This window comes from Rhizobium sp. AG207R (assembly GCF_027109195.1).
GTDB classification, from domain to species: Bacteria; Pseudomonadota; Alphaproteobacteria; order Rhizobiales; family Rhizobiaceae; genus Rhizobium; species Rhizobium dioscoreae.
Window position 1 is genome coordinate 90143 of sequence record NZ_JAEPVT010000004.1, and the last position, 23267, is coordinate 113409.

At 60.2% G+C, this 23267-nt stretch carries 21 protein-coding genes and 1 pseudogene; 10 read left to right on the plus strand and 12 right to left on the minus strand.

The annotated features are described in order from the left end of the window. The first annotated feature begins 46 nt into the window (after positions 1-46). The 6 genes and pseudogenes from JJQ51_RS10465 to JJQ51_RS10490 all read left to right on the plus strand — a co-directional run bounded on the left by JJQ51_RS10465 (position 47) and on the right by JJQ51_RS10490 (position 7205). Positions 47-1378 (plus strand): ABC transporter substrate-binding protein, encoded by a 1332-nt coding sequence (locus tag JJQ51_RS10465; RefSeq protein WP_113353667.1) that lies wholly within the window; start codon positions 47-49, stop codon positions 1376-1378. Then, entirely contained in the window at positions 1378-2313 is a 936-nt protein-coding gene (locus JJQ51_RS10470; RefSeq protein ID WP_113353733.1) for a carbohydrate ABC transporter permease, read from the plus strand. Before JJQ51_RS10465 ends, JJQ51_RS10470 begins: the two co-directional genes overlap by 1 nt. A 1-nt stretch (position 2314) precedes the next feature. Further along, positions 2315-3130, plus strand: a complete 816-nt coding sequence (locus tag JJQ51_RS10475; protein WP_113353666.1) for a carbohydrate ABC transporter permease — start codon at positions 2315-2317, stop codon at positions 3128-3130. 33 nt (positions 3131-3163) lie between these two features. Next, positions 3164-4222 carry an ABC transporter ATP-binding protein gene (locus JJQ51_RS10480; RefSeq protein WP_113390413.1) on the plus strand — a complete coding sequence of 353 codons (1059 nt, stop codon included), beginning with the start codon at positions 3164-3166 and terminating at the stop codon, positions 4220-4222. Then, positions 4219-5172, plus strand: coding sequence for a sugar kinase (locus tag JJQ51_RS10485; RefSeq protein WP_113353664.1), 954 nt, complete (start codon positions 4219-4221; stop codon positions 5170-5172). Before JJQ51_RS10480 ends, JJQ51_RS10485 begins: the two co-directional genes overlap by 4 nt. Positions 5173-5484: 312 nt before the next feature. Next, positions 5485-7205 (plus strand): annotated as a pseudogene (locus JJQ51_RS10490) (ABC transporter ATP-binding protein). Between the two features lie 78 nt (positions 7206-7283). Here the strand turns inward: JJQ51_RS10490 and JJQ51_RS10495 are convergent. Continuing rightward, positions 7284-8696, minus strand: a complete 1413-nt coding sequence (locus JJQ51_RS10495) for a helix-turn-helix domain-containing protein (RefSeq protein WP_113353663.1) — start codon at positions 8694-8696, stop codon at positions 7284-7286. Between the two features lie 207 nt (positions 8697-8903). Between JJQ51_RS10495 and aceA the strand changes: the two genes are divergently transcribed. Both aceA and JJQ51_RS10505 read left to right on the plus strand, forming a co-directional pair. Next, complete coding sequence (gene aceA / locus JJQ51_RS10500) at positions 8904-10193, plus strand: isocitrate lyase (RefSeq protein ID WP_113353662.1); 1290 nt, start codon at positions 8904-8906, stop codon at positions 10191-10193. A gap of 26 nt (positions 10194-10219) precedes the next feature. Continuing rightward, entirely contained in the window at positions 10220-10465 is a 246-nt protein-coding gene (locus JJQ51_RS10505; protein ID WP_069614529.1) for an SMc00767 family acetate metabolism repressor, read from the plus strand. Positions 10466-10521: 56 nt separating this feature from the next. On the opposite strand, the gene JJQ51_RS10510 is transcribed toward JJQ51_RS10505, so the two are convergent. From JJQ51_RS10510 to JJQ51_RS10525, 4 genes are all read right to left on the minus strand, one after another. Continuing rightward, positions 10522-10926 (minus strand): type II toxin-antitoxin system VapC family toxin, encoded by a 405-nt coding sequence (locus JJQ51_RS10510; protein ID WP_113353661.1) that lies wholly within the window; start codon positions 10924-10926, stop codon positions 10522-10524. Beyond that, positions 10923-11192 carry an antitoxin gene (locus JJQ51_RS10515; RefSeq protein ID WP_113353660.1) on the minus strand — a complete coding sequence of 90 codons (270 nt, stop codon included), beginning with the start codon at positions 11190-11192 and terminating at the stop codon, positions 10923-10925. Before JJQ51_RS10515 ends, JJQ51_RS10510 begins: the two co-directional genes overlap by 4 nt. Before the next feature lie 107 nt (positions 11193-11299). After that, the gene (locus tag JJQ51_RS10520) at positions 11300-12259 is read right to left on the minus strand and encodes an asparaginase domain-containing protein (protein WP_113353659.1); all 960 of its coding nucleotides are present in this window, start codon (positions 12257-12259) and stop codon (positions 11300-11302) included. Next, positions 12256-13707: an amino acid permease gene (locus JJQ51_RS10525; protein ID WP_113353658.1), complete on the minus strand. Its 1452-nt coding sequence runs from the start codon at positions 13705-13707 to the stop codon at positions 12256-12258. Before JJQ51_RS10525 ends, JJQ51_RS10520 begins: the two co-directional genes overlap by 4 nt. A gap of 274 nt (positions 13708-13981) precedes the next feature. Between JJQ51_RS10525 and aspA the strand changes: the two genes are divergently transcribed. Continuing rightward, positions 13982-15409: an aspartate ammonia-lyase gene (gene aspA, locus JJQ51_RS10530; protein ID WP_113353657.1), complete on the plus strand. Its 1428-nt coding sequence runs from the start codon at positions 13982-13984 to the stop codon at positions 15407-15409. Here aspA and JJQ51_RS10535 read toward each other — a convergent pair. Beyond that, positions 15381-16094 (minus strand): FadR/GntR family transcriptional regulator, encoded by a 714-nt coding sequence (locus tag JJQ51_RS10535; RefSeq protein ID WP_113353656.1) that lies wholly within the window; start codon positions 16092-16094, stop codon positions 15381-15383. The two genes, aspA and JJQ51_RS10535, sit on opposite strands and share 29 nt — an antisense overlap. A gap of 190 nt (positions 16095-16284) precedes the next feature. On the opposite strand from JJQ51_RS10535, the gene JJQ51_RS10540 reads away from it, so the two are divergent. Continuing rightward, complete coding sequence (locus JJQ51_RS10540) at positions 16285-17466, plus strand: MFS transporter (RefSeq protein WP_162748849.1); 1182 nt, start codon at positions 16285-16287, stop codon at positions 17464-17466. Positions 17467-17511: 45 nt separating this feature from the next. Here the strand turns inward: JJQ51_RS10540 and JJQ51_RS10545 are convergent, their stop codons facing one another. From JJQ51_RS10545 to JJQ51_RS10570, 6 genes are all read right to left on the minus strand, one after another. Next, positions 17512-18732 (minus strand): DUF1501 domain-containing protein, encoded by a 1221-nt coding sequence (locus JJQ51_RS10545; protein ID WP_113333250.1) that lies wholly within the window; start codon positions 18730-18732, stop codon positions 17512-17514. Positions 18733-18734: 2 nt separating this feature from the next. Further along, positions 18735-20267 (minus strand): DUF1800 domain-containing protein, encoded by a 1533-nt coding sequence (locus JJQ51_RS10550; RefSeq protein ID WP_152095493.1) that lies wholly within the window; start codon positions 20265-20267, stop codon positions 18735-18737. 75 nt (positions 20268-20342) lie between these two features. Next, complete coding sequence (locus JJQ51_RS10555) at positions 20343-20792, minus strand: periplasmic heavy metal sensor (RefSeq protein ID WP_113333248.1); 450 nt, start codon at positions 20790-20792, stop codon at positions 20343-20345. Further along, positions 20789-21241, minus strand: coding sequence for a hypothetical protein (locus JJQ51_RS10560; RefSeq protein WP_113333247.1), 453 nt, complete (start codon positions 21239-21241; stop codon positions 20789-20791). Before JJQ51_RS10560 ends, JJQ51_RS10555 begins: the two co-directional genes overlap by 4 nt. Then, positions 21234-21806, minus strand: coding sequence for an RNA polymerase sigma factor (locus JJQ51_RS10565; protein ID WP_113353653.1), 573 nt, complete (start codon positions 21804-21806; stop codon positions 21234-21236). Before JJQ51_RS10565 ends, JJQ51_RS10560 begins: the two co-directional genes overlap by 8 nt. A 368-nt stretch (positions 21807-22174) precedes the next feature. Further along, positions 22175-23008, minus strand: coding sequence for an EF-hand domain-containing protein (locus JJQ51_RS10570; protein ID WP_152095469.1), 834 nt, complete (start codon positions 23006-23008; stop codon positions 22175-22177). Positions 23009-23267: the final 259 nt, after the last annotated feature.

The following is a 23267-nucleotide window of genomic DNA, read 5'->3' on the forward strand; positions in this document are numbered from 1 at the left end:
ACGGGCCGCGAATGAGGAGATTTTCGGCCAAAAGGAGGAGGAACCAATGTCATCGTCACTTTTCAATCCGACACGTCGCGGCTTCATGGCCGGCACGGCTGCACTCGGCGCAGCAAGCCTTCTCGGTGTCCGCACCGCTTCGGCAGCCGTCGACTGGAAGCGCTTTGCCGGCACGACGCTCGAAGTCAATCTGGTCAAGAGCCCGCGCAGCGAAACGATCCTCAAATACTTAAGCGAATTCGAGGCTCTGACCGGCATCAAGGTCAATGCCGAGGCGACACCCGAGCAGCAGCAGCGTCAGAAAACCACGATCGAGCTCAGCTCCGGCAAGCCCAGCTTCGACGTCGTCCATCTGAGCTACCACGTTCAGAAGCGTCAGTTCGAAAAGGGCGGCTGGCTCGCCGATATCAGCGGCTTCATGAAGGATCCGTCGCTCACCGATCCCTCGCTGACGGAAAGCGATTTCGCCGAGGCCGGACTGAAGTTCGCCAAGGATTCCGCAGGCGTCATGCGCTCCCTGCCCTTCTCGGTGGACTACTGGATCGTCTACTGGAACAAGGCCCTGTTTGAGAAGAAGGGCCTGGCCTATCCCGAAACCTTCGAAGATATGGCGAAAGCCGCCGAGGCGCTGACGGACAAATCGACCAACACTTACGGCTTCGTCGCCCGCGGCCTGAAGAATGCCAACGCGCCGGTCTGGACGACCTTCATGCTCGGCTACGGTACGACGCCGCTTTCGGCCGACGGCAAGCTGCAGACGGAATCGCAGGGCGCCGTCGACGCCGCCAAGCTTTATCAACGCCTGATGACGAAATCGGCACCTCCCGGAGTTTCCGGCTTCAACTGGGCGGAAGCGCAATCAGCCTTCCTGCAAGGCAAGATCGGCATGTGGGTCGATGGCGTCGGCTTTGCGCCGCCCATCGAAAATCCGGAGAAATCCCGCGTCGTCGGCCAGGTCGGCTACGGCGTCATGCCGAAAGGGCCGAACGCACAGGCAGCTGCCACGACCGGCGACGGCATAGGCGTGACTGCTGCCAGCCAGAAGAAGGAAGCCGCCTATCTCTTCTGCCAATGGGCGATCTCGCATGACATGGGCGCGCGTCTTCTGCAGGCCGGCGCCGGTGTTCCCTTCCGTCAATCCATTCTGGAGGATCAGAAGGTTCGCGAAGGTGTGAAAATGCCAGGCGCCTGGCTCGATGCCGTCGCCGGCTCCGCCAAGGTCTCCCAGCTGGCGCTACCCGTCATCATCCCGGTCACCGAGTTCCGCGACATCTATGGTGTCGCGCTGACAAACATGATCGGCGGCGCAGATCCGGCAGCCGAACTGAAGACGGCAACCGCCCAGTTCGAGCCTGTTCTGGCACGAAGCGAGGGATGATGGCTTCCGTGAGCATTGAAGATACCGCCGCGAAGGCAACCAAAGGAAGGAGCAAGCCGCAACGGCTTGCTACCAACTACTGGCCCTTTGTCATTCCTGCATTGATCGTCATTGCCGCTGTCATCGTCTTCCCCTGGGTCTTCACTCTCTGGATGAGCGTGAACAAGTGGACGCTCGGTCAATCGCAGAGTTTCGTCGGCTGGGACAATTATGTCCGGCTGGCGACCGACGTACGATTTTGGGAATCCCTTTGGCACACGGTTCTCTATACCGTGCTTTCCGTCGTCGGCCCCTTGTTCTTCGGAACGCTGGCCGCGCTGATCTTCGATGCCAATTTTCCGCTGCGCGGTTTCCTGCGCGGTATCTTCGTTATGCCGATGATGGCAACGCCGGTCGCCGTGGCGCTTGTGTGGACGATGATGTTCCACCCACAGCTCGGCGTGCTCAACTACCTGCTGTCGCTGGTGGGCATCGGACCGCAGGAATGGATCTACAATCAGGCGAGCGTCATCCCCTCACTTGTCCTCGTCGAGGTGTGGCAATGGACGCCGCTGGTCATGCTGATCGTGCTCGGCGGTCTCGCCTCCGTGCCGCGCGAACCCTATGAAAGTGCCGAAATCGACGGTGCGAATGCCTGGCAGAAGTTCCGCTATCTGACGCTGCCGATGATCTCACCTTTCCTGATGATCGCCGTCATCATCCGCGGTATCGACGCGATCAAGAGCTTCGACATCATCTATGCGATGACGCAGGGTGGTCCGGGAACGGCATCCGAAACAATCAACATCTACCTCTACAACACTGCCTTTTCCTATTACGACATCGGCTATGGTTCGGCCATGGCAGTGGTGTTCTTCATCCTCATCGTCGCGCTTTCCTTCATCCTCCTGATGATGCGGCAGCGGACGAAATGGATCGACGCGGAGGGACATTGAGATGAAGCGTTCGACACTCAACCGTATCGGCCTATTCTTCGTGGCCCTGGTTATCGTCTCACCCGTTATTCTGTTCTTCCTCTGGATGATCTCGCTATCGCTGAAATACGAGATCGACAACGGCGCCTATCCGCCGATCCTTATTCCCGATCGTTTCGCCTGGACGAACTACGTCAATGTCTTCCAGGAAAACAACTTCTTTCTCTATTTCTGGAACTCCATTCTTGTGACGGGCGCAGCGACCCTGCTCGCACTCGTCATCGGCGTGCCGGCCGGTTATGGCATTGCACGGCTGAAGGCTGAGAAGTCTGCCGTCATCATCATGATTGCCCGCATGACGCCCGGTCTTTCCTTCCTCATCCCGCTGTTCCTGCTGTTCCAATGGCTCAATCTGCTGGGAACGCTCTGGCCGCAGATCATTATCCACCTCGTCGTCACCGTCCCGATCGTCGTCTGGATCATGATCGGCTATTTCGAGACGACCCCGATGGAACTGGAGGAGGCAGCAAGCATCGACGGCGCGACACCGTGGCAGGTCTTCCGGCTCGTCGCTCTGCCCATCGCCCGGCCCGGTATCGTCGTCGCCTTCATTCTCTCGGTGATCTTCTCGTGGAACAATTTCGTCTTCGGCATCGTGCTTGCGAGCCGCGAGACCCGCACGCTGCCGGTGGCCGTCTATAACATGCTCTCCTTCGAGCAGGTGAGCTGGGGACCGCTTGCTGCTGCCGCCCTGATCGTGACGCTGCCGGTGCTCGTGCTGACGATGTTCGCACAACGACAGATCATCGCCGGTCTAACAGCCGGCGCCGTCAAGTGACGCAGCCTTTATCTTTTGGATAGGATCACATTCATGGCACCCGTCAATATACAGAGCATCCAGAAGCGCTACGGCCAGGTAAAGGTCATTCACGATATCAGCGTCGATATCGCCGACGGCGAATTCGTCGTCCTCGTCGGCCCTTCGGGCTGCGGCAAGTCCACGCTGCTGCGCATGATTGCCGGGCTTGAAGAGGTGAGCGGCGGCGAGATCCATATCGGTCGGCGCGAAGTCAGCCATCTGCCGGCGCGCGACCGCGACATTGCGATGGTCTTCCAGAACTACGCGCTCTATCCGCATATGACGGTCGCCGAAAACATGGGCTTTGCGCTAAAGCTGAAAAAGGCAGAGGCTTCGGAAATCGCCGCTAAAGTGCAGAAGGCGGCCGCCGTCCTTGGCCTGGAAAATTTGCTGGACCGCCTGCCTCGTCAGCTTTCCGGCGGCCAGCGCCAGCGCGTCGCCATGGGCCGCGCACTGGTCCGCGATCCTCAAGTTTTCCTGTTCGACGAACCGCTCTCCAATCTCGATGCAAAGCTGCGCGTCCAGATGCGCGGCGAGATCAAATCCATGCATCAGCGCATTGGCACGACGACGATCTACGTGACGCATGACCAGGTCGAGGCGATGACCATGGCCGACAAGATCGTCGTGCTGCATGGCGGCCTCATCGAACAGGTTGGCGCGCCGCTCGATCTCTACGATCGTCCGGCCAACCTCTTCGTCGCCGGTTTCATCGGCTCGCCCTCAATGAACTTCATCGACGGCAGGATTGAGGAGGGCGTCTTCCGCAGCGACAAAGGTCTGATCCTGCCCTTGCCGGAAGGCTTTCCGATCGCGCAGCATGGTGGGCACCCACTCGTCTACGGTGTCCGGCCCGAGCATATCCGAGCTGTGGCAAGCGGCCTGTCGGCCAAGGTCGGCATCGTCGAAGGCACAGGTTCCGAGATCTACGCCAAACTCGACTGCGGCGGAGAAGACATCTCCTGTCTGTTCCGCGAGCGGCTCAACATCCGCTTCGGCGACAAGATCGAAATCGGCATCGACCCGGCCAGCATCCATCTTTTCGACAAGGCGAGCGGAAAGCGGCTTTGAGCGCTCTGTCCATCTTCGATCCACCGGCCGGTAGGGCCAGGCACGTCCTTTGTGTCGGCGCTGCCGTTCTCGATACGCTTTTTCGCGTCCGCACCCTTCCGCAGGGTCAGGGAAAGGTTCTGCCTTACGACATGCTGCAGATCGCGGAAGGCATGGCCTCCAGCGCAGCCTATGCCATTATCCGGCTCGGCGGCAAGGCAAGCCTGTGGGGTGCCGTTGGCCGCGACGATACCGGCGAGCGCATTATCCGCGATCTGGACGCCGCCGGCATCGACGTCGGAGGCATGTCGCGCATAGAGGGCGCACGCTCTGCCGTCTCGACCATCCTGGTGGACGATGACGGCGAAAGACTGATCGTTCCCTTCTACGATCCGGAACTGCACCACACCGTCAAGGCATTCTCGGCCGACGAGATCGCCGCCTTCGATGCCGTACTCGTCGACGTCCGCTGGCCGGCGTTGGCGCTGCAAGTTCTCAAGACCGCAAGAGCCATGGGCAGGCCAGCCATTCTAGACGGCGACGTGGCTCCTGACGGCGTCATCGAGGAGCTGGCGCCGGAAGCGACCCACATCATCTTTTCGGAGCCAGCCGCACAGCGTATCGCGGGAACAAGCGATGTGCCCGAGAGGGCGCGGCGTCTGAAACAACGGTTCGACCATGCCTTCATCTGCGTAACGGCGGGTGCAGCGGGCAGTCACTGGTTCAATGATGATACCGGCAAGGTCGAGCATTGCCCGACCATATCCATCAAGACCGTCGATACGCTTGCCGCCGGAGACATCTTCCACGGCGCCTTCGCTCTTGCGATTGCCGAGGGCATGGCGGCGGAAGATGCCATCCGCTTCTCCTCTATCGCCGCGGCGATCAAATGCGAATTCTTCGGAGGGCGTACCGGTGCGCCGAGGCGTGTCGATGTGATCAAACGTTCCGGGCTGCTTCATAGGCTCTGACGGCATGAGGATGCCGTCGAAACCTGTCGCGAATTCATGACCCGCTGGAGGCATTTACCTCCAGCCGTTGTTCGTCCTAAGCGAGCGTTTTCTACATCGGTACGGCAGGCCATCTGCAACGGTCGTCACCCCTCCTTTATGGGGGTGACATGCCTGCATGCGTCGGCTATACCAAACGCGCGACCGAAACAGGAGGATCGCCAGATGAGAAATTTCGGCACCAATTAACGCTGAACGGCGATGCCGAATTCGGGCTGCCGCTCAGTCCGTTCTTGTCTCCCATATCCTCTTCAGTGCCCATGGAGGGCATTCATGCTTCGTCGTTTCGTTTCATATTACGCGCGTTACAAGACGCTGTTTTTCCTGGATTTCGGCTGCGCCGTGCTCGCCGGCCTGCTGGAACTCGGCTTCCCTCTGGCAGTCAAGCTTTTCGTTGATGAACTGCTTCCAAGCCGCGACTGGAGCCTGATCTTTACGACGGCGGTGCTGCTCCTCGTCGTCTACGCGGTGGCGACCGGCCTTTCGGCGATCGTCAACTATTGGGGCCATGCGCTTGGTATCTCGATCGAATCCGACATGCGCCGCCAGGCCTTCGATCATATCCAGAAGCTTTCCTTCCGTTATTTCGACAACAACCGCACCGGCCATCTGATTACCCACGTCACCAAGGATCTCGAGGAAGTGGGCGAGATCGCCCACCATGGCCCCGAGGACCTGTTCATCGCGATCATGACCTTCGTCGGGGCCTTCCTGCTGATGTTCAGCGTCCATTGGAAGCTGGCGCTGCTGACGACGATCATCGTGCCGTTCATGACCTGGCTCGTCAGCCGCTACGGCTCGAAAATGACGCTGAATTCGCGCAGCCTGTTCGGCAAGGTCGGCAACTTCAACACGCGCATGCAGGAAACAGTCGGCGGCATCCGTGTGGTCAAGGCTTTTGCCAATGAACGATACGAAAGCCAGCTGTTTGCCAGCGACAACGAGGATTACAAGGCGACCAAGCTCGACGGCTATGCCTATATGACGGCAAGCATCGCACTCAGCTATTTCAGCACGCGCCTCGTCCAGCTGATCGTGATGATGGCGGGTACCTGGTTCGTCATATCGGGGGAGCTGAGCTATGGCGGCTTCATCAGCTTCCTGCTGCTCATCAACGTCTTCTTCCGGCCGATCGACAAGATCACATCGGTCATCGAGACCTATCCCAAGGGTATTGCCGGCTTCAAACGCTTCCTATCATTGATCGACACGGAACCGGATCTTGCCGATCGGCCGAATGCTGTCGCGATCGATCACCTGAAAGGCGATATCGCCTACCAGGGCGTTACCTTCGGCTATTCCGATCAGGCGACGATCTTCAAGGATCTGAACCTGACTATCGCATCGGGCGAGACGGTGGCCTTCGTCGGCGCCTCCGGCACCGGCAAGACAACGATCTGCTCGTTGCTGCCGCGCTTCTACGATGTGACGGCTGGCAGCATTACCATCGACGGCACCGACATTCGCGATATGACGCAGACCTCGCTACGCAGCCAGATCGGCATCGTGCAGCAGGACGTCTTCCTGTTCGGTTCGACCATCCGCGAGAACATCGCCTATGGAAGCTCGGCGCGACGGACGACGATATCATGAAGGCGCTGCGGCGCGCCTCGCTTGACGAATTCGTCCGCTCCCTGCCCGCCGGCCTCGATACGCCGACAGGCGAGCGCGGCGTCAAGCTTTCGGGCGGACAGAAACAGCGCCTTGCGATCGCCCGCATCTTCTTGAAAGACCCGCCGATCCTCATCCTTGACGAGGCCACCTCGGCGCTCGATACGGCCACCGAATACGCCATCCAGCAGGCACTGCTCGAGCTTGCAAAGGGACGCACGACACTGGTCGTCGCTCATCGACTGTCGACCATCCGCAATGCCGACCGCATCATCGTTATGGGCGACAAGGGCATTGTCGAAGAGGGATCGCATGACGAGCTGCTCGCCGGGCGCGGCGCTTATGCGCGGCTATATGATGCACAGTTCGGGCTTTATGCCTGATTTTGGCTGAAACATCAAAAAAAACAGGAGCCGGGCTCGGCGGCCCGGCCTTCTTCTAACCAGCGATAATCAATGCCGTTACTGAAAATCGAACACACTCAGACCAGCCGCCATTTCATCGAGGCCAAGCGGGCGCGTGACCGGCGGTTCGGCTCTCGCCAGACAGCCCTGCCGTTCGCATAGGCGGCAGGCAGGACCGATCATGACCTGATTGCTACCCAGCGCCTTCCCGTAGACCACCTCGTCGCAATGGGAGATATCGCAGCCGATCAGAAGTGCGGTGCGGCGCACCCTTTCGCCGAAATCGGCCCGCGGCCCCTCGATCGTTCTCGAGATTGTCAGAAAGCCGCCCCCGTCAGGCATTTGGGCAGCGTCCACCAATATCTGGCCGGGCTGGGTGAAAGCGGCATGGATATTGAGCTTCGGACAGGCGCCACCGAAACGCGCCTGCGGAAAACCTTGGGCGCCTGCCTTGCGCAGGCGATGGCCGGCATTATCGATCTCCATCAGGAAAAACGGAATGCCGGATGCGCCGGGGCGCTGCAGGCTGGTCAGCCGCGTGGCGGCCTGCTCGTAAGAAACGCCGAAACGGCCACTCAGACGATCGATATCATAATGCAGTCGCTGTGCTGCCGAGAGATAGGCGCCATACGGCATCAGAAGCGCATGAGAAGCGTAGCGCGCCAGCTCGAAACGGGCGATGCGATTGGCCTCAGGCGTCGAAAGCGCGAGAGCATCGAGTTCGGCGGCGATCTCTTGACGCAGGGCCAAAAGGGAGACTTCAGTCGCAATCTCCCGGATCTGATCGAAGGGCGAAAGACGCTCCGACAGGAAAAGCCGCATCGAATGCCGGTCGTAGCGACGACGCAAACCAGGCATGGCGCGCACTGGCAACAGGCGCACCGCGATGCCATGCTCGGCCTTTAGCCATGCCTTCAATGCGCCCGCCAGGTCGTCGCCGGGCGACAGGCGCTCATGGAAGGTTTCCGCAGCATCTTCGATGCGGGCAAAGAAATTCGGACGCGACTGAAGGCGATCGTGAACCTCGTCGAGCGGCAGTCGCGGTCCGGCGACCTCGGCAACCCGGCCCTCGCGGCCCAGAAGCTCGGCGAGATCGGACAACCTTGCCGCCTGCTCGCGATAGGCGCGATAAAGCCGGATCATGCCGTTTGCCGCATTCGGCGCGGCCTCGGCGAGCTCGATCAGCTCCTGATCCCCAGGGATCTCGCCTGACAGCAGTGGATCGGCAAAAACTTCACGCAATTGCCCTGCACTGCCGGCCTCTCCGCCCTGCAGCTCGTCGAGGTCGACCTTATAGACCGCCGACAGCTTCAACAGCAGCTGCACGGTCAGCGGCCGTTGGTTGCGCTCGATGAGGTTGAGATAGGATGGCGAGATATCGAGCGCCTGCGCCATCGTCGTCTGTGTCAGACCGAGGCCCATGCGAATGCGCCGAACCTTCGGACCTGCAAAGATCTTGCGCTCAACCATGTGTCATACCTTTTACAAAGCTCTCATCAGCAAGATTTTTACAAGATTTACAATTTTACCGAAGACTAATGTCAACAGTAACACATCATAACCCTTTTATCTAACGGCATTTTCCAGTTTTCCTCGCCCTTACAGCATCGATATTGTAAAAATAGTCGTGCAACGGAGATCGATCGAAGGATCAAGAGGAAGTACCGGGAGAATAGCATGACAGATTTTTACAAACTGGTTCCCAGCGCACCCACTGGGCGTTTCGATGGCATCGAGCGCCCCTACAAGGCCGCGGATGTGGAGCGGCTGCGCGGATCGGTCAGCATCCGTCATTCACTGGCCGAGATGGGTGCGAACCGCCTCTGGCAGCTCATCCACGAGGAGGATTTCGTCAATGCGCTCGGCGCGCTCTCGGGCAATCAGGCCATGCAGATGGTCCGCGCCGGCCTGAAGGCGATCTATCTCTCGGGATGGCAGGTTGCCGCCGACGCCAACACGGCTTCGGCCATGTACCCCGACCAATCGCTCTATCCTGCCAATGCGGGTCCGGAATTGGCCAAGCGCATCAACCGCACCCTGCAAAGGGCCGACCAGATCGAGACCGCGGAAGGCAAAGGGCTTTCCGTCGACACGTGGTTTGCGCCGATCGTTGCCGATGCCGAAGCGGGCTTCGGTGGCCCCCTCAATGCCTTCGAGATCATGAAGGCCTATATCGAGGCGGGGGCTGCGGGCGTCCACTTCGAGGATCAGCTGGCATCGGAGAAGAAATGCGGCCATCTCGGCGGCAAGGTCCTCATCCCGACGGCGGCCCATATTCGCAATCTCAACGCAGCACGGCTTGCCGCCGACGTCATGGGCGTGCCGACCCTCGTGGTTGCGCGTACCGACGCCGAGGCCGCCAAGCTTCTGACCTCGGACATCGATGAGCGCGATCAGCCCTTCGTCGACTACGACGCCGGCCGCACGGTCGAAGGCTTCTATCAGGTCAGGAACGGCATCGAACCCTGCATCGCCCGTGCTGTCGCCTATGCGCCGCATTGCGATCTCATCTGGTGCGAGACGTCGAAGCCGGATCTGGAGCAGGCGCGTAAATTTGCCGAGGGCGTGCATCGGATCCATCCCGGCAAGCTGCTCGCTTACAATTGCTCGCCGTCCTTCAACTGGAAGAAGAACCTGGATGACGCGACGATCGCCAAGTTCCAGCGCGAACTAGGCGCCATGGGCTACAAGTTCCAGTTCATCACGCTTGCCGGCTTCCACCAGCTGAATTTCGGCATGTTCGAGCTCGCCCGCGGCTACAAGGCTCGCCAGATGGCCGCCTATTCGGAGCTACAGCAGGCGGAATTTGCAGCCGAGGCCAATGGCTATACCGCCACCAAGCATCAACGCGAAGTCGGCACCGGCTATTTCGATGCGGTTTCGCTGGCAATCACCGGCGGCCAGTCGTCCACCACCGCCATGCACGGATCGACGGAGCATGCCCAGTTCAAACCGGCAGCAGAGTGATATCAGGATCTTAGGAGGAGAATGACATGGCATCGATAGCACGCGTTCGCGAGAGAGCAGAGGAGCAATCTCTCACCATGAATGCCGATCAGCAGGCGGTCATCCGCATGCTGGCCAATGAACTGCATCGCCTCAACCAGGCGGTCATGAATGCGGTCGAAGCCGGCGTTTCCGTCGAGCTCGTCCGCTCGGCCCGCCACCATGGCGGTAACGGCAATTGGGGCGACCTCTTGATCCCCGTCGTCGTCGCCAAGGCTGCGCATCAGGCTTGACGAAGATAGATACAACGATGTTCGGGCCGCGCCGTCATTAACGGCCGGCCCGACGCTCAATCCAGCCAGTTTTCGACACGGAGATCGCGGACGCGCTTAAACTCGCCGATATTAGCTGTTACCAGGACCGCCTCCAGCGCACGAGCATGGGCAGCAATCAGCAGGTCGTTTGGGCCGATGGATTTGCCAGCAACTTCCAGCTCGGCCCTAATGGCTCCGTATTCGGCATCGGCAGGGACATCGAGCGCGAGCACCGGTATGCTTCCCAGGATGGCCTCGATCTGTGCCAGCAATTTCGGCGATCCCTTTTTAGCGCAGCCATAGCGCAACTCTGCGGCTGTAACGATGCTGACACAAATTGCATTCGGCCCGACATCTGCGATGCGCTTGGCAACGGTACCCTGCGGGTTTCGCGCAAGTTCGGATACGATATTGGTATCCAGCATGTAGAGCTTATTCAAAGCTCGATTTCCTTCGCTGGCAACAGAGTATCATCTATATCGGGAAACTGATCCTCTGGTCCGAGAGGCTCCAAACTTGCCAAAACGTCAAGCAAGCTCTTGCGGCGCACCGGCTCGATAATAAGCCGATCTCCTTCCCGGTGAATCATCACTCGATCGCCAGGAAGCTCGAAGTCAGCCGGGATGCGTACGGCCTGACTCTTGTTGTTACGAAACAGCTTGGCTTCTCGTGGCGGACTAGGTTCGTTATCTCGGAGATGGCGCATGCTAACCTCCCTCCTTGCATATCCATATGTATATGCAACGTAACGGATCTGATTTCAAGCCCGCTGAATCCAACGACACAAGATTACTTTTCCGCGAAAGCCCTTGCTTAGGACTTCACGTCTGCGAAATCAGAGAATGCCTGCTTGACGACGTCCGCAGTGGCTCCAGAGGCAACCAGGGCTGCCAGCAAAACTCTCGCCTGCCCCGGTCGCAGTGTGGAGGAGTGGATTGCACCGGCCGCCGCAAGATCATGGCCGCCACCGCCACCGCCATAGCTTGAAACGAGCAAGCCTTCCGGTACGCGGCTGGAAACCACGACGGGTACGCTGACATCGGCACAGCGCCTGACAGCCTCGACCAGACGCGGATTGGCATTGCCGGAACCGAGAGCCGCCAGAACGATGCCATGGGCGTCTGCCCTCAGGCTTGCATCCACATGCACCGAGTCACAGCCAGGATAGATTGCGACGACATCAATCCGCACATTATCGAGCGGCGCCGCAAGCCGCGGACTTGGCGGATTTTCGAGCGGCCGCGATTGACGGAACGCATCAGCACTATCCGAAGAATGCTTATAAAGCCCCCAAGCCGGCAACAACCGACCACCGAAACAGACGAGCACGCCACGCCTCGCGTTTGCAGAATCGACGGCTGCGGCAACAGCAGCAGCAAGGTTGGCCGGCCCGTCGGCCTTGGGATGGTCTGCGGTAAATTGCGCACCGGTAAACACAACGGGCTTATTCAGGCCGTGCTGAAGATGGACGAGCAGCGCCGTCTCTTCCATCGCGTCCGTGCCATGCAAAATGACGATACCGTTGATGGCATCATCTGCAAGCAATTCGCCGACCTTGTCGCTGATCCCCTGCATGTCGGCGAGCGTCAGGCTCGCCGAATCCTTTGCCATCAGCTCGACGGGCCTGAGATCGACAGGCATGTCCGGGAGCAGTGCCAACAGGCTCTCTCCCGTCAGCGACGGTATGCTGGCGCCGCTATCGGTGCGCTCGCTCGCAATGGTGCCGCCGGTGGCAATGACTGCCACCAGCGGATTGACTTGCCCAGCCGTCACGATTGGCCCCGCTCGGCTGCCAGCCGATAGATGCGGTCACGCAACAGATACCAGCCGATGACGAGAGCCGGCGCGATCAGGATCAGCGAGGCGATCGTCCACGTGCCGACCGGATAGTCGAGCGCCATCAGCACCAACACCGCAAAGAGAAAGACGAGCGTCAGGATACCGGTATAAGGGGCGCCGAACATGCGGAAATCCGGACGAGCCATCTCGCCACGCTTAGAGAGCTTCCAGAGCTTCAACTGGCATAGCACAATCACGCCCCAGGCCGAGATGATGCCGAGTGCCGAGATATTGAGGGCAATCTCGAAAGCGGCCGACGGAACGACGGCGTTCAGCGCCACGCCGATGACGGTCACGACGGCCGTCACCGCAATGCCGCCATAGGGGACGCCTGCCTTGTTCATCTTGGCCAGCGCGGCCGGTGCCGAGCCCGAAACCGCCATCGAATGCAGGATGCGGCCGGTGGAGTAGAGGCCGGCATTGAGTGAGGACAGCACGGCCGTCAGCACGACGAGGTTCATGATGATATCAGCACCTTGAATACCGATCGTCCCGAAGAAGGTGACGAACGGGCTCTCGCCTGCCTTGTAGGCCGTATAGGGCAGAAGCAGCGACAGAAGCAGGACCGAGCCGACATAGAAGACCAACAGGCGGGCGACCACCGTGCGGATCGCGCCAGGCATGACCTTGCGCGGATCTTCTGTTTCACCCGCAGTCGTGCCGATCAGCTCGATCGACGCATAGGCAAAGACCACGCCTTGTATGATGACGAAGGCGGGCAAGATGCCATTGGGGAAGAAACCGCCGCTATCGCTGATGATACTGAAGCCCGCCGAATGACCGGCAATCGGCGTGCCGGAAACGACGAAATAGATGCCGATGACGAGGAAGCTGACCAGCGCCAGAACCTTCACCAGACTGAACCAGAATTCGAGTTCGCCGAAGACCTTCACCGACAGGAGGTTCATGGCCAGCACGACCATCAGCGCGATCAGCGCGAAGACCCATTGATCGATGCCCGCAAGCCAGGGCACGTAATGCTTGAAGAAATTCATGTAGAGGGCGACGGCCGTCACATCGGCAACCGAGGTCATGGCCCAGTTCAGCCAGTACATCCAGCCGACGGCAAAGGCCATCTTCTCACCATAGAACTCGCGGGCATAGGAAACGAAAGAGCCGGAGCTCGGGCGGTGCATAATAAGTTCGCCGAGCGCGCGCAGCACCAAAAAGGCAAAGAAGCCGCAGAGCGCGTAGACGAAGATGAGCGCTGGCCCGGCTGTGGCAAGGCGTCCGCCCGCACCGAGGAAGAGACCGGTGCCGATTGCGCCACCGATCGCGATCATCTGGATCTGCCGTGGCTTCAACGCCTTGTGGTAGCCAAGATCCTCATTGACCGGCGGCCGGCGATCCGCCGGAATATTCTGAATAGGTTCGACTGACATTGCTCCTCCCTCGAGCCGTTTGTCCATGGGCGGATCCGGGGTGCTGATTTCGCACCCGACCGGATGCCGCTGCCTTAATCTGGCCGCCGATCAAGTCTAGTGATCGCCGGTCATGCTGTAATGCTGTATGACAGATTTTCTCTTAGACATAGAAAAGTCCGCAGGTCAAGCCGGGCAGCACTTATTGACGCGGCAGGAGCGAACGGATAACAGATTTCAAAATCTGTCATACAGCTTGACAGATATAGCTTGATTTCGACCATAGGAGGATAATGTGGTCAAGACGCGAAGCGAGTATGACCTGCTGGGCGAAAAGGATATTCCGGCTGAGGTTTATTGGGGGGTACATACGGCAAGAGCCGTCGAGAATTTCCAGGTCACGGGAACGCCGATCAGCCGCTATGCACATCTCATTCGAGGCCTGGCCTTCGTCAAGGAAGCAGCGGCTCTTGCCAATCACGAACTTGGCTTGCTCAGCAAGGAAAGGCTCGACGCCATCGTGCGCACCTGCCGCGAAATCCGCGCCGGCGAGCTTCACGACCAGTTCGTCGTCGATGTGATTCAAGGCGGCGCCGGCACCTCCACCAATATGAACGCCAATGAGGTCATCGCCAACCGCGCGCTCGAACTGCTCGGCCATGCCAAGGGCGACTATGCTCACCTTCATCCGAACGACCACGTCAATCTCAGCCAATCCACCAACGACGCCTATCCGACAGCCGTCAATGTCGCGCTGATCGAAGCGATCGACAATCTGGCGGCGGCAATGGAGACGCTGCAGGAGGCCTTCGAACGCAAGGCCAAGGAATTCGACGGCATTCTGAAGATCGGCCGCACGCAGCTACAGGATGCCGTGCCGATGACGCTCGGCCAGGAATTCAGGACCTTTGCCGTCATGCTCGGGGAAGATCGATCCCGCCTGATCGAATCGGCGGCCCTTTTGCATGAGGTCAATCTCGGCGCCACCGCCATCGGCACCGGCCTCAATACACCTGTCGGCTATGCCGCCCTTGCCTGTTCCCACCTCGCCCGGCTGACGGGCCGTCCGCTGGTCACCGCAAGCGACCTCATCGAAGCAACGCAGGACCCTGGCGCCTTCGTCCATCTCTCCGGTGTACTGAAGCGCGTCGCAGTCAAGCTATCCAAGACTTGCAACGACCTGCGCTTGCTCTCTTCCGGGCCTCGCGCCGGCATCGGCGAGATCACGCTGCCTGCCATGCAGGCAGGTTCGAGCATCATGCCCGGCAAGGTCAATCCGGTGATCCCGGAAATGGTCAACCAGGTGGCGTTCTCCGTCATCGGCAACGACATTACCGTGACCATGGCGGCGGAAGCGGGCCAACTGCAGCTCAATGCCTTCGAGCCGATCATTGTGCGCTCGCTATCGGAAAGCATCATGCATCTGACCGCCGCCTGCCATATCCTAGCCGAACGCTGCGTTGACGGTATCACGGCCAATCCGGCTCTGATGGCACAACGCCTGCAGGAATCGATTGGCCTTGCGACAGCGCTCAATCCTTTGATCGGCTACCAGGCGGCGACCAAAGTTGCTCGCGAGGCGCTGGCAACAGGACGCACAGTGCCGGAAATCGTGCTGGATCATGGATATCTGACCGCGGAAGAGCTTTTCGAGGCGCTACGGCCGGAACGGCTCGCCAACCTGCCGATTGCTCTCAATGAGGCTGTTGCCCCTCGCCGATGATCGTGGTCACCACGCGCTTGACCTGACCGAGATGGGCCTCCATCGCCTCGATGGCCTCCTCCTCCGAGGCCGCCGCAATCGCCTCGACGATGCGGCGGTGCTCGACATTCGACGCCACGCGGCGCTGCGCCATCATGTTGACCAACTCCGATTGGCGCATCAGTGCGTCGCGGGCGTCGGAAACGATCTTGGAAAAGACGGCATTTCCGGAGGATTCGGCAATCATGGAATGGAATTCCGAGTCCAGAGTTACCCACTTCAATGGGTCTTCTTCCCCGTCCATCTCATCACAAAGTTCAAGCAGGCGCGCCAGCTGCTGTTCCGTGCGCCGTAGCGCCGCCCAACCTGCCGCCGGGACTTCGATAAACGGACGCGCCTCGATCAGGTCGCGGGCGGAATAACCGCCATAGCGGAGTTCCGGACCGGGAGTGGAGGTCAGAACGTAGGTGCCGCTGCCGGTGCGCGTCTGGGTGAGGCCGAGCGTCTGAAGCGAGCGGAGCGCTTCGCGGATGATCGGACGGCTGACACCATAACGCGTCGCAAGCTGCGACTCGGCGGGCAGCCGTGTCCCGACCGCCAACCGTCCCGATGTTATTGCCGAACGAATATCCTCAAACACTGCCTCGGCAGCGTTTTTCCGACTGATCGGACTTGTATAAGATAACCAATCAGCCACCTCACTCATAACAGTCAAACTTCACAAACATTCTTCGCTTGTCAAGCGATCGCACCCCGAATTGGTGCATGTCTCTCCGGCTGAAAGCCCGTCGAAAGAACTGGCATTATGTGAAGAATGTCACCGACGATAACTCGTGCTTGATGTATCCCCCATGGCAATATAAAGAAATCCTTATTCCTTTATATCGGAGCTGGACGTGCCCTTACCCCTCTTCGCATTGTTTCTGGCTGCGTTTGCTTTCGGCACGACCGAGTTTGTCATTGCCGGCATCCTTCCGGACGTGGCACAGGGTCTTGATGTCTCGATCCCCTTTGCCGGCTATCTGGTTTCCGGCTATGCGCTGGGGATTGCCCTCGGCGGGCCGCTCCTGACCATGGCGACACGACAGATTTCGCGCCGAACCATTCTGATTGCTCTGACGATCGCCTTTTGCCTGGGTCAGATCGCCTGCGCGCTTGCACCTGACTTCGCCGCCATGCTCTTCTTCCGTGTTGCGACTGCCGTCGCCCACGGCGCCTATTTCGGCATCGCCATGGTGGTTGCAGTCGGCCTCGTGCCGCAAGCGTTTCGAGGGCGTGCAGTCTCCGTGATCCTCGCAGGCCTGACGGTCTCCAATATTGTCGGCGTTCCTCTGGGCGCGGCAATCGGTGGGCTTTGGGGATGGCGGATGACGTTTTGGGCGATGACCTTGGTCGGTGTCCTCGCATTGGTCGCGATATGGGTCTTGATTCCGCAAACGAAAGCAGAATCTCAGCAATCCGGCCATTTGAGCGGCGAAGTGCGCGTTCTCGGCCGTCAGCAGGTCTGGACGTCCCTTATCATGATGCTCGCATTGATGATCGGCCAGATGGTGCCGTTCACCTACATAACGCCGCTCCTGAGCGAAGTAACGGGCCTCGATGTCATGCTCATTCCCTGGGTTCTCCTGCTCAATGGCGTTGGAGCGACATTGGGTGTTGTGATCGGCGGCAGGCTGTCGGACTGGAAGCTGATGCCCTCGCTTATCGCGATGCTCGCCATCCAGTCCGCGATACTCGTCATTCTCTACCTGGTCAGCCCCTACCCCATACCGATGAGCGTGGCGATCTTCGTTTGGGGCGCGCTCAATTTTGCAATCGGCACCCCTATCCAGGCTCGCATCCTGATGTGGACCGCCGATGCGCCGGGCCTTGCCTCCTCGCTCATTCCGTCAGGGTTCAATATCGGCATTGCGATCGCAGCCAGTGTCGGTGCGGCGCTGCTCGAGAGCGGCTATGGCTATCGCAGCTTGCCGGTGCTTGGCGCGATCACGCTTGCCCTGGCCTGCGTGGTTGCCATCCTCTCCGCAGCGCGCGAAAGGCGCAGCGGCGCCGTTCCTCCCAATGCGGCTCTCACGTAATTCTATTGGAAGACGGCGGCCCTTAACCCAGGCCGCCAGCGCAAATCAGGCAATCAGCCCTTTCATGGGCAGGACATGATCGGAGCCCGGAAAGACATCGCGCGTCAACAGGGTCGGTGACGCCCCAAGCAGATCGACCGCGATCCCCTTGACCACAGCACGCAGATCCGTCGTTGCGGCAAGGTCACGGCCGTCGCGCAGTTGCGCCTGTTTAAGACCGGGCCAGTCGGCGATCACGCGGCCGCCCTTGATCGCGCCGCCGGCGAGAAAGGCCGCCGTTCCGGTGCCGTGGTCGGTGCCCTGGGTGCCATTCACCTGCGCGGTGCGGCCGAATTCGGTCGCAACAAGAATGGCGGTATCTTTCCAGGCCGGACCAAGCTCCTGCTGGAAGGCGGCAAACGAATTATCGAGCCCGACGAGCAGCTTGTTCAGCCGATCGACCTCTCCGGCATGAGTATCCCATCCTTCGAAGGCAAGCGCTGCGACGCGCGGGCCATCGTCTTGAGCCAGCAGGCGCGCGGCCCCTCTCGCCATCTGTTCCATGCCGGTGGGATCGCCGGGACCTCCCTTCGCCTTGACATCAAGGCCGGCGGCGATCTTGCCGGTCGAAATGCCCTCAGCGAGGATTTTCGCAAAGAGCGGGTCGGTGTGATTGTAGAGATCCATCAGCCGCGGCGGCAGGTCGTCGCTCACCGGCTGGAGGGTTGATGGCGACCAGCCGAGTACCGGCGCCTTGCCGCGAATAACGAGCGGTGCATTGGCTCCGACCGAGAGACCTCGGATCTCCGAAACTCCCGGTGAAACCTTGTCACCCTTTGGCAGTCCTTCGAGCATCCGGTTCAGCCATCCGGATTCGACACGGCCGGGCATTTCGTAACCGGACTCCAGCACGTCCTGACCATCGAAATGCGACCGGTCGCGATACGGCGTCGCACTGGCATGCACGACGGCCGCCTGTCCCGCGAGATAGAGCCGATTGAAATTCGGCATCGACGGATGCAGCGCAAAGAAGCTGTCGAGCGGAAGAGCCGCCTCAGGGCCGCTCGTCGTCATGGCGATCGACTGCCGCAGGGCCTGATAATCGGGATCGCCAACGGGTGGGACAGCCGTCAGACCGTCAAGCGCACCGCGCAGGATGATGGTGATGAAGCGCGGGTCCCGTCCGCCGGCGGCGTGAGCGAAGCGCGGGATGAAGGCCCAGGCAAACAAGGCGCCGGAGGCGCCAAGTACGGCACGACGGGTGGGGGTCATAAGTTCGCAGGTCATGGTCAGCGCCTTTGAAATTCGGGGGAAAGATAAGCGATCATCAGGCCCTGCTTGCGGGTTTCCGCGCGCGATACCGCCTGCAACGTTTCATTCGAAAGAAGCGGCCCCAGGCTGTCGGACACGAAACTGCGAGGATCGACCTGAGGCGGCACCGCATTGGCGATCATATTGGCGACATCCATGCGCATGCTGAGGCTCTCGCTGGAGGCCCAGACATCGACGGTATCGGCAAAACCGTTGGGGCCGGCCGGCGCCCAGAAGGGCTGCCCCATCGCGGTCAAGGCGCCGAGGATGACATTCGGCTTCGGCGTCTCGCCGCTTGCCCGCAAGAGCGCGGTCATGAATTCGATTGGCGAGCGAACTTTCGACAGGGTCGGGTTCCATGCTTCCTCGGAGTCGACGAGCGCCCGATAGACGGCGGAAAGATCGCCATCCGTCTTGCTAAAGGTCGCCGCAACGGTTTGCACAAGCCCTGGTGGTGGCGTATCGGCGACGAAATGCCGGACAAGCTTGGTGGCGATATGCTGCGCTGTTGCCGGATGGCGGGCGAGATCGCGCAGCGCTTCCCGCCCCTGCCCCACGCCATTATCGGCATAGGTGAGACCGAGCAGCGTCTGATCGCCGGGCTCGTGGGCACCGGCATTGAAGACGAAGGTGCCGGGTGTCCCGAGCTTGCCCTCGGCGCGCGCCACCGTCCAGCCTGTGATGATCTTGGCGAGCGTCGTCACGTCGGCCTGCGTGTAGCCGCCGTTGACACCAAGCGTGTGGAGCTCCAGCGTTTCCCGGGCAAGGTTTTCATTGAGACCACGTTTCTTGTTGGCATTGGCCTTGGAGTTCGGCCCGATCGATTGCTGGTTGTCGAGATAACCGAGCATAGCCGGATGGGTCTCGACAGCGAGCAGCATGTCGGCGAAGCGCCCGAAGACATGCGGCCGGATCGCCTCGCGCTCGAAGGCGCCGGCAATCATATGCACCTCCTCGCTCTTCGACACGGCGACAGCGAAATGGTTTGCCCAGAACATGGCAAGCCGCTCGCCAAAGCCGATCAATGGCTGCCGGATCGTGCCGTTGAAGCGGGCATCCACTTCGGCCAGCAGGACCTGCTGCGGAAGGTAGGGCATTGCGGGCTTTTCCAACTTCTCGACTGCCTTGCCGATGACTGCCGCCATGGCCTGGTTACTTGGCTGGACCTGATTGTTCGGCTGCCCTGCCGTGGCGCCGGAAGGCTGTAGCGGCGGCTTCTGCGGCGGCTGCGGGCCTTGCATCTGCTTGTCCTGCGGCACGGCGGCGACAGCGGCTGCGGCCTGCTGTCTGGCCTCCTTGCGCTGTTCCTGGAATGCGTAGAGAGAAACGAGAAGATCGGCCGTCGATTGCAGCTGCGGCCCGACCGGAACCGGGACGAAGCGCTCGGTGATTTCTTCCAGCAACGCGCCGCGCGGATCCGATGCGATCGACGTGGCGCCGTTGTGGTCCGCTCCTAGCCCAAAGCGGGAAAGAGCGAGCGCGGCATAAACATCATTGGACTGCTGGGCCATGGCCATGCCAACTCCTGCATCAAACTTGCTTCTTTAACGCAGGCCTGGTTTCCATCCGTCGCTCGGCAAGTATGATCATTTTGTGGCAGCGGCTTTAGGCATGCTGCGGCGGACCAGGCTTTCCGCCAGCGCCCGACGCTCGTCGTAGGAAAGCCCTGCCGCAAAATCGACGGCACGCTGCTCCAGCTTCGCCCTCAAGGCAATATCGGCATCGCGCGCCCTCGCCAGCGCGGCCGAGAGCGCCTCTTTATCCAACGCCGGCTGCCCAAGAATGGAGGCGGCGTCGACCTTGGCCTGTTGTGCCTCGAGAATGATCTGACGTTCGTCCTTGCGGGCTTCGTTGAGCGCGGCGCGCAGAGCCTTCTTCTGCGCCGAAGGCAATTGCTCGCCGGCAAGCGGCATCATCCCGGCCCGCGCCTGCGTCTTGCGTATCCAGGTCAGCCCACCGCCGGCCAATGCTCCGACCAGGAACGTATTCAGTACCAAAAGAAAAATGACCACTATTCGAAAGCTGCGTTCCGTCATTGGCTGTCCTGCTGTGCTGCACCCGCGTCCGGCCCTATATCGCCGAACATGGTCGCGGTTCCGTCGGAGACGACTGAGGTATCGGACGTCAAGCTCGGGGCCAGGACGGCGATGGCGATGCTGCCGGCAAGCGCGCCGGCTATGCCGACACCCACGAGGCCGATGCCGGCCGAGCCGAAGCGAAACCAGTTTCTTATCGTCAGGCGGCGAACGAGCTTTGCGAGAATTCGCTCTTCAAGGCCGGCATGGCGAGGCTTGACGACGTAGGTGTCGAGCAACGCATCCAGATCGGCCGCGCGCGCAAGCGTTTCGGCGGCGGCGGGGCTCTTGGCAAAATCCCGAGCGGCCGCCCGCTCAGCCTGCGGCCATCGGCCGATATCGCCGCCATACGCCGCGGTCAGCGCTTCAAAGCGATCGGCATTCATCGGACCCGCGATATTCTCAACCATCGCCCTCATCCTTCAACAAAAGCGCCTGCAAGGAGCGCCGTCCACGCGCAAGCAGGCTTTCCAGTGCGTCGACGCTGACGTCCATGATCTCAGCTGCCTCGGCATTCGACAGCGCCTGATAGTAAACCAGAATGATCGCTTCGCGCTGCCTGGGCGCGATCATCTGCATGGCCCGTTCCACGCGCCTGGACGGATCGTCCTCGCTCATCAAGCCCGCATCCGGCGCCGGCCCTTCATACTCGACATCGGGTGGATGCTCGGCAAGAACGTCTTTGCGACGCCGCAGGCGATCATAACAAAGGTTGGTCGCTACGCGGTGCACCCAGGTGCTGAAGCGGGCATTGCCCTGGCGCCAGCCGCCCGCATTGCGCCAGACGCGCAGGAATGTTTCCTGCGCTACATCCTCTGCCTCGGTCGCATCACCGAGCATGCGGGTTGCCACGGCAACGATGCGCGGCAACTGCCGTGTTATCATCATGCGCATCGCCGGAACATCGCCCGCAGCGATGCGACCGAGCAGGTCCTCATCTGGGTCGCCACTCTTGGGCGCGCGATCCCACTTCATCGACAATCGCTACCGCTCCAATTTCCTGCGATACCGCCATGACACCGGGGCCTCGGGACTCTCGGCCGGCAAATCCCGCCTCGCCGTCAACTTCGGCAAGCGGCGCCACTTAGATCGCAGCATCTCGGTCAGCGTATCATCCTTCGACATCAAACACAGGCTCACAAGGATTGAACGCCGCACTTGCCGAATTCCGTCGCTTTCATGTCGAAGGTTTTCGAATTTTCTTTTCGAGCCCAAAAGGCATCTATCGGGTAAAATATCAGGCAAAAACAAAGAGCCGGCTCGCCCGGAGGCGGGAGTTTCAACCTTCCCTGCCCGGGGCTTGCCGGCACTTCGCATGATGAAATGCGAAAGTTCAGGCTCGATCAGAGCGTCAATAAGTCGCTCGTCGTCAGATCCTGTTCATTGTTCGCGTAGAAGCTTCCGAAATCCGGCATCTGCGGTTGCTGCGCCTTCATGGCCTGCTCGAACTGGCTCTGCGTCAAGGATCCGGCGCCGGACGTGTCGAGGCTCTTGAACAGCGATGCTGCCTGGTCCTCGCTTACATCGGAAGGACGGGCGGCCACGAATTCGGATTCGCTGACGCTACCGTCGCCGTCCGTGTCCATGGAGGAAAATGCAGTGGAGAGATCGTCCTCGCTCATCTGCCCGTCGCCCGGTGCGGGACGGCCGTGATGGCCTGCCTGCATGGCTTTTGCGAGCTGCGCCTCGGTGAGAGAACCTGTATTGTCGGTGTCGAAGCTCTGGAACAATTGTTGCGCCTGGGTTTCGCTGACCTCCGACGGGCGTGCGGCCACGAATTCCGCTTCGCTGATATTGCCGTCGCCATTGGTGTCCATAGCGCTGATCATGTCGCTTTGGCTGCCATCCTGGCTACCGGTTGCGGAAGTCTGCTGAGTACTTGACGTCGAACTGGTGGAGTTGCTGTCGGAGTCCGATGTCGAATTATCGCTGCCGATGCCGGCCTGCAGATTGAGAATCATGTTCATCAGCTGCGCGACGAGCTGTTCTGCCGAAGCGATCTGAGACTGATCGTCCGAAGACGAAGAGGAATTCGTGCCGGAAGAACTGCCCGACGAATTACCGGAGGAGCTGTCGGACAGCAGGGATGCGATAGAATCGTCAGCCGTCGACGCTGTCGAGCGCGAGGTCTGGTATTGATAATAATTGCTCGATGAGATCGAGTAGATGCTCGTCATTGGGGGCCTCCAGATACGAGCGTTGAGAGGAACTCAGATGGCTTATGCGTACGCGACTTGAACACAATCGATATGTGCGGATGGACTTGCGAACGCCGCCGATCAAACGCATCTTGCGCCCCAACTTGACCGATGCATCTTTTCCAGAGCAGGCGTACCCGGGATCACCCCAGCAATATGTATGTCGCCATCATGGCTATATCGGCATCTGCACATTTCGATTTTCACTTCCCAACGCGGGGAAATTGCACAAGGAAAC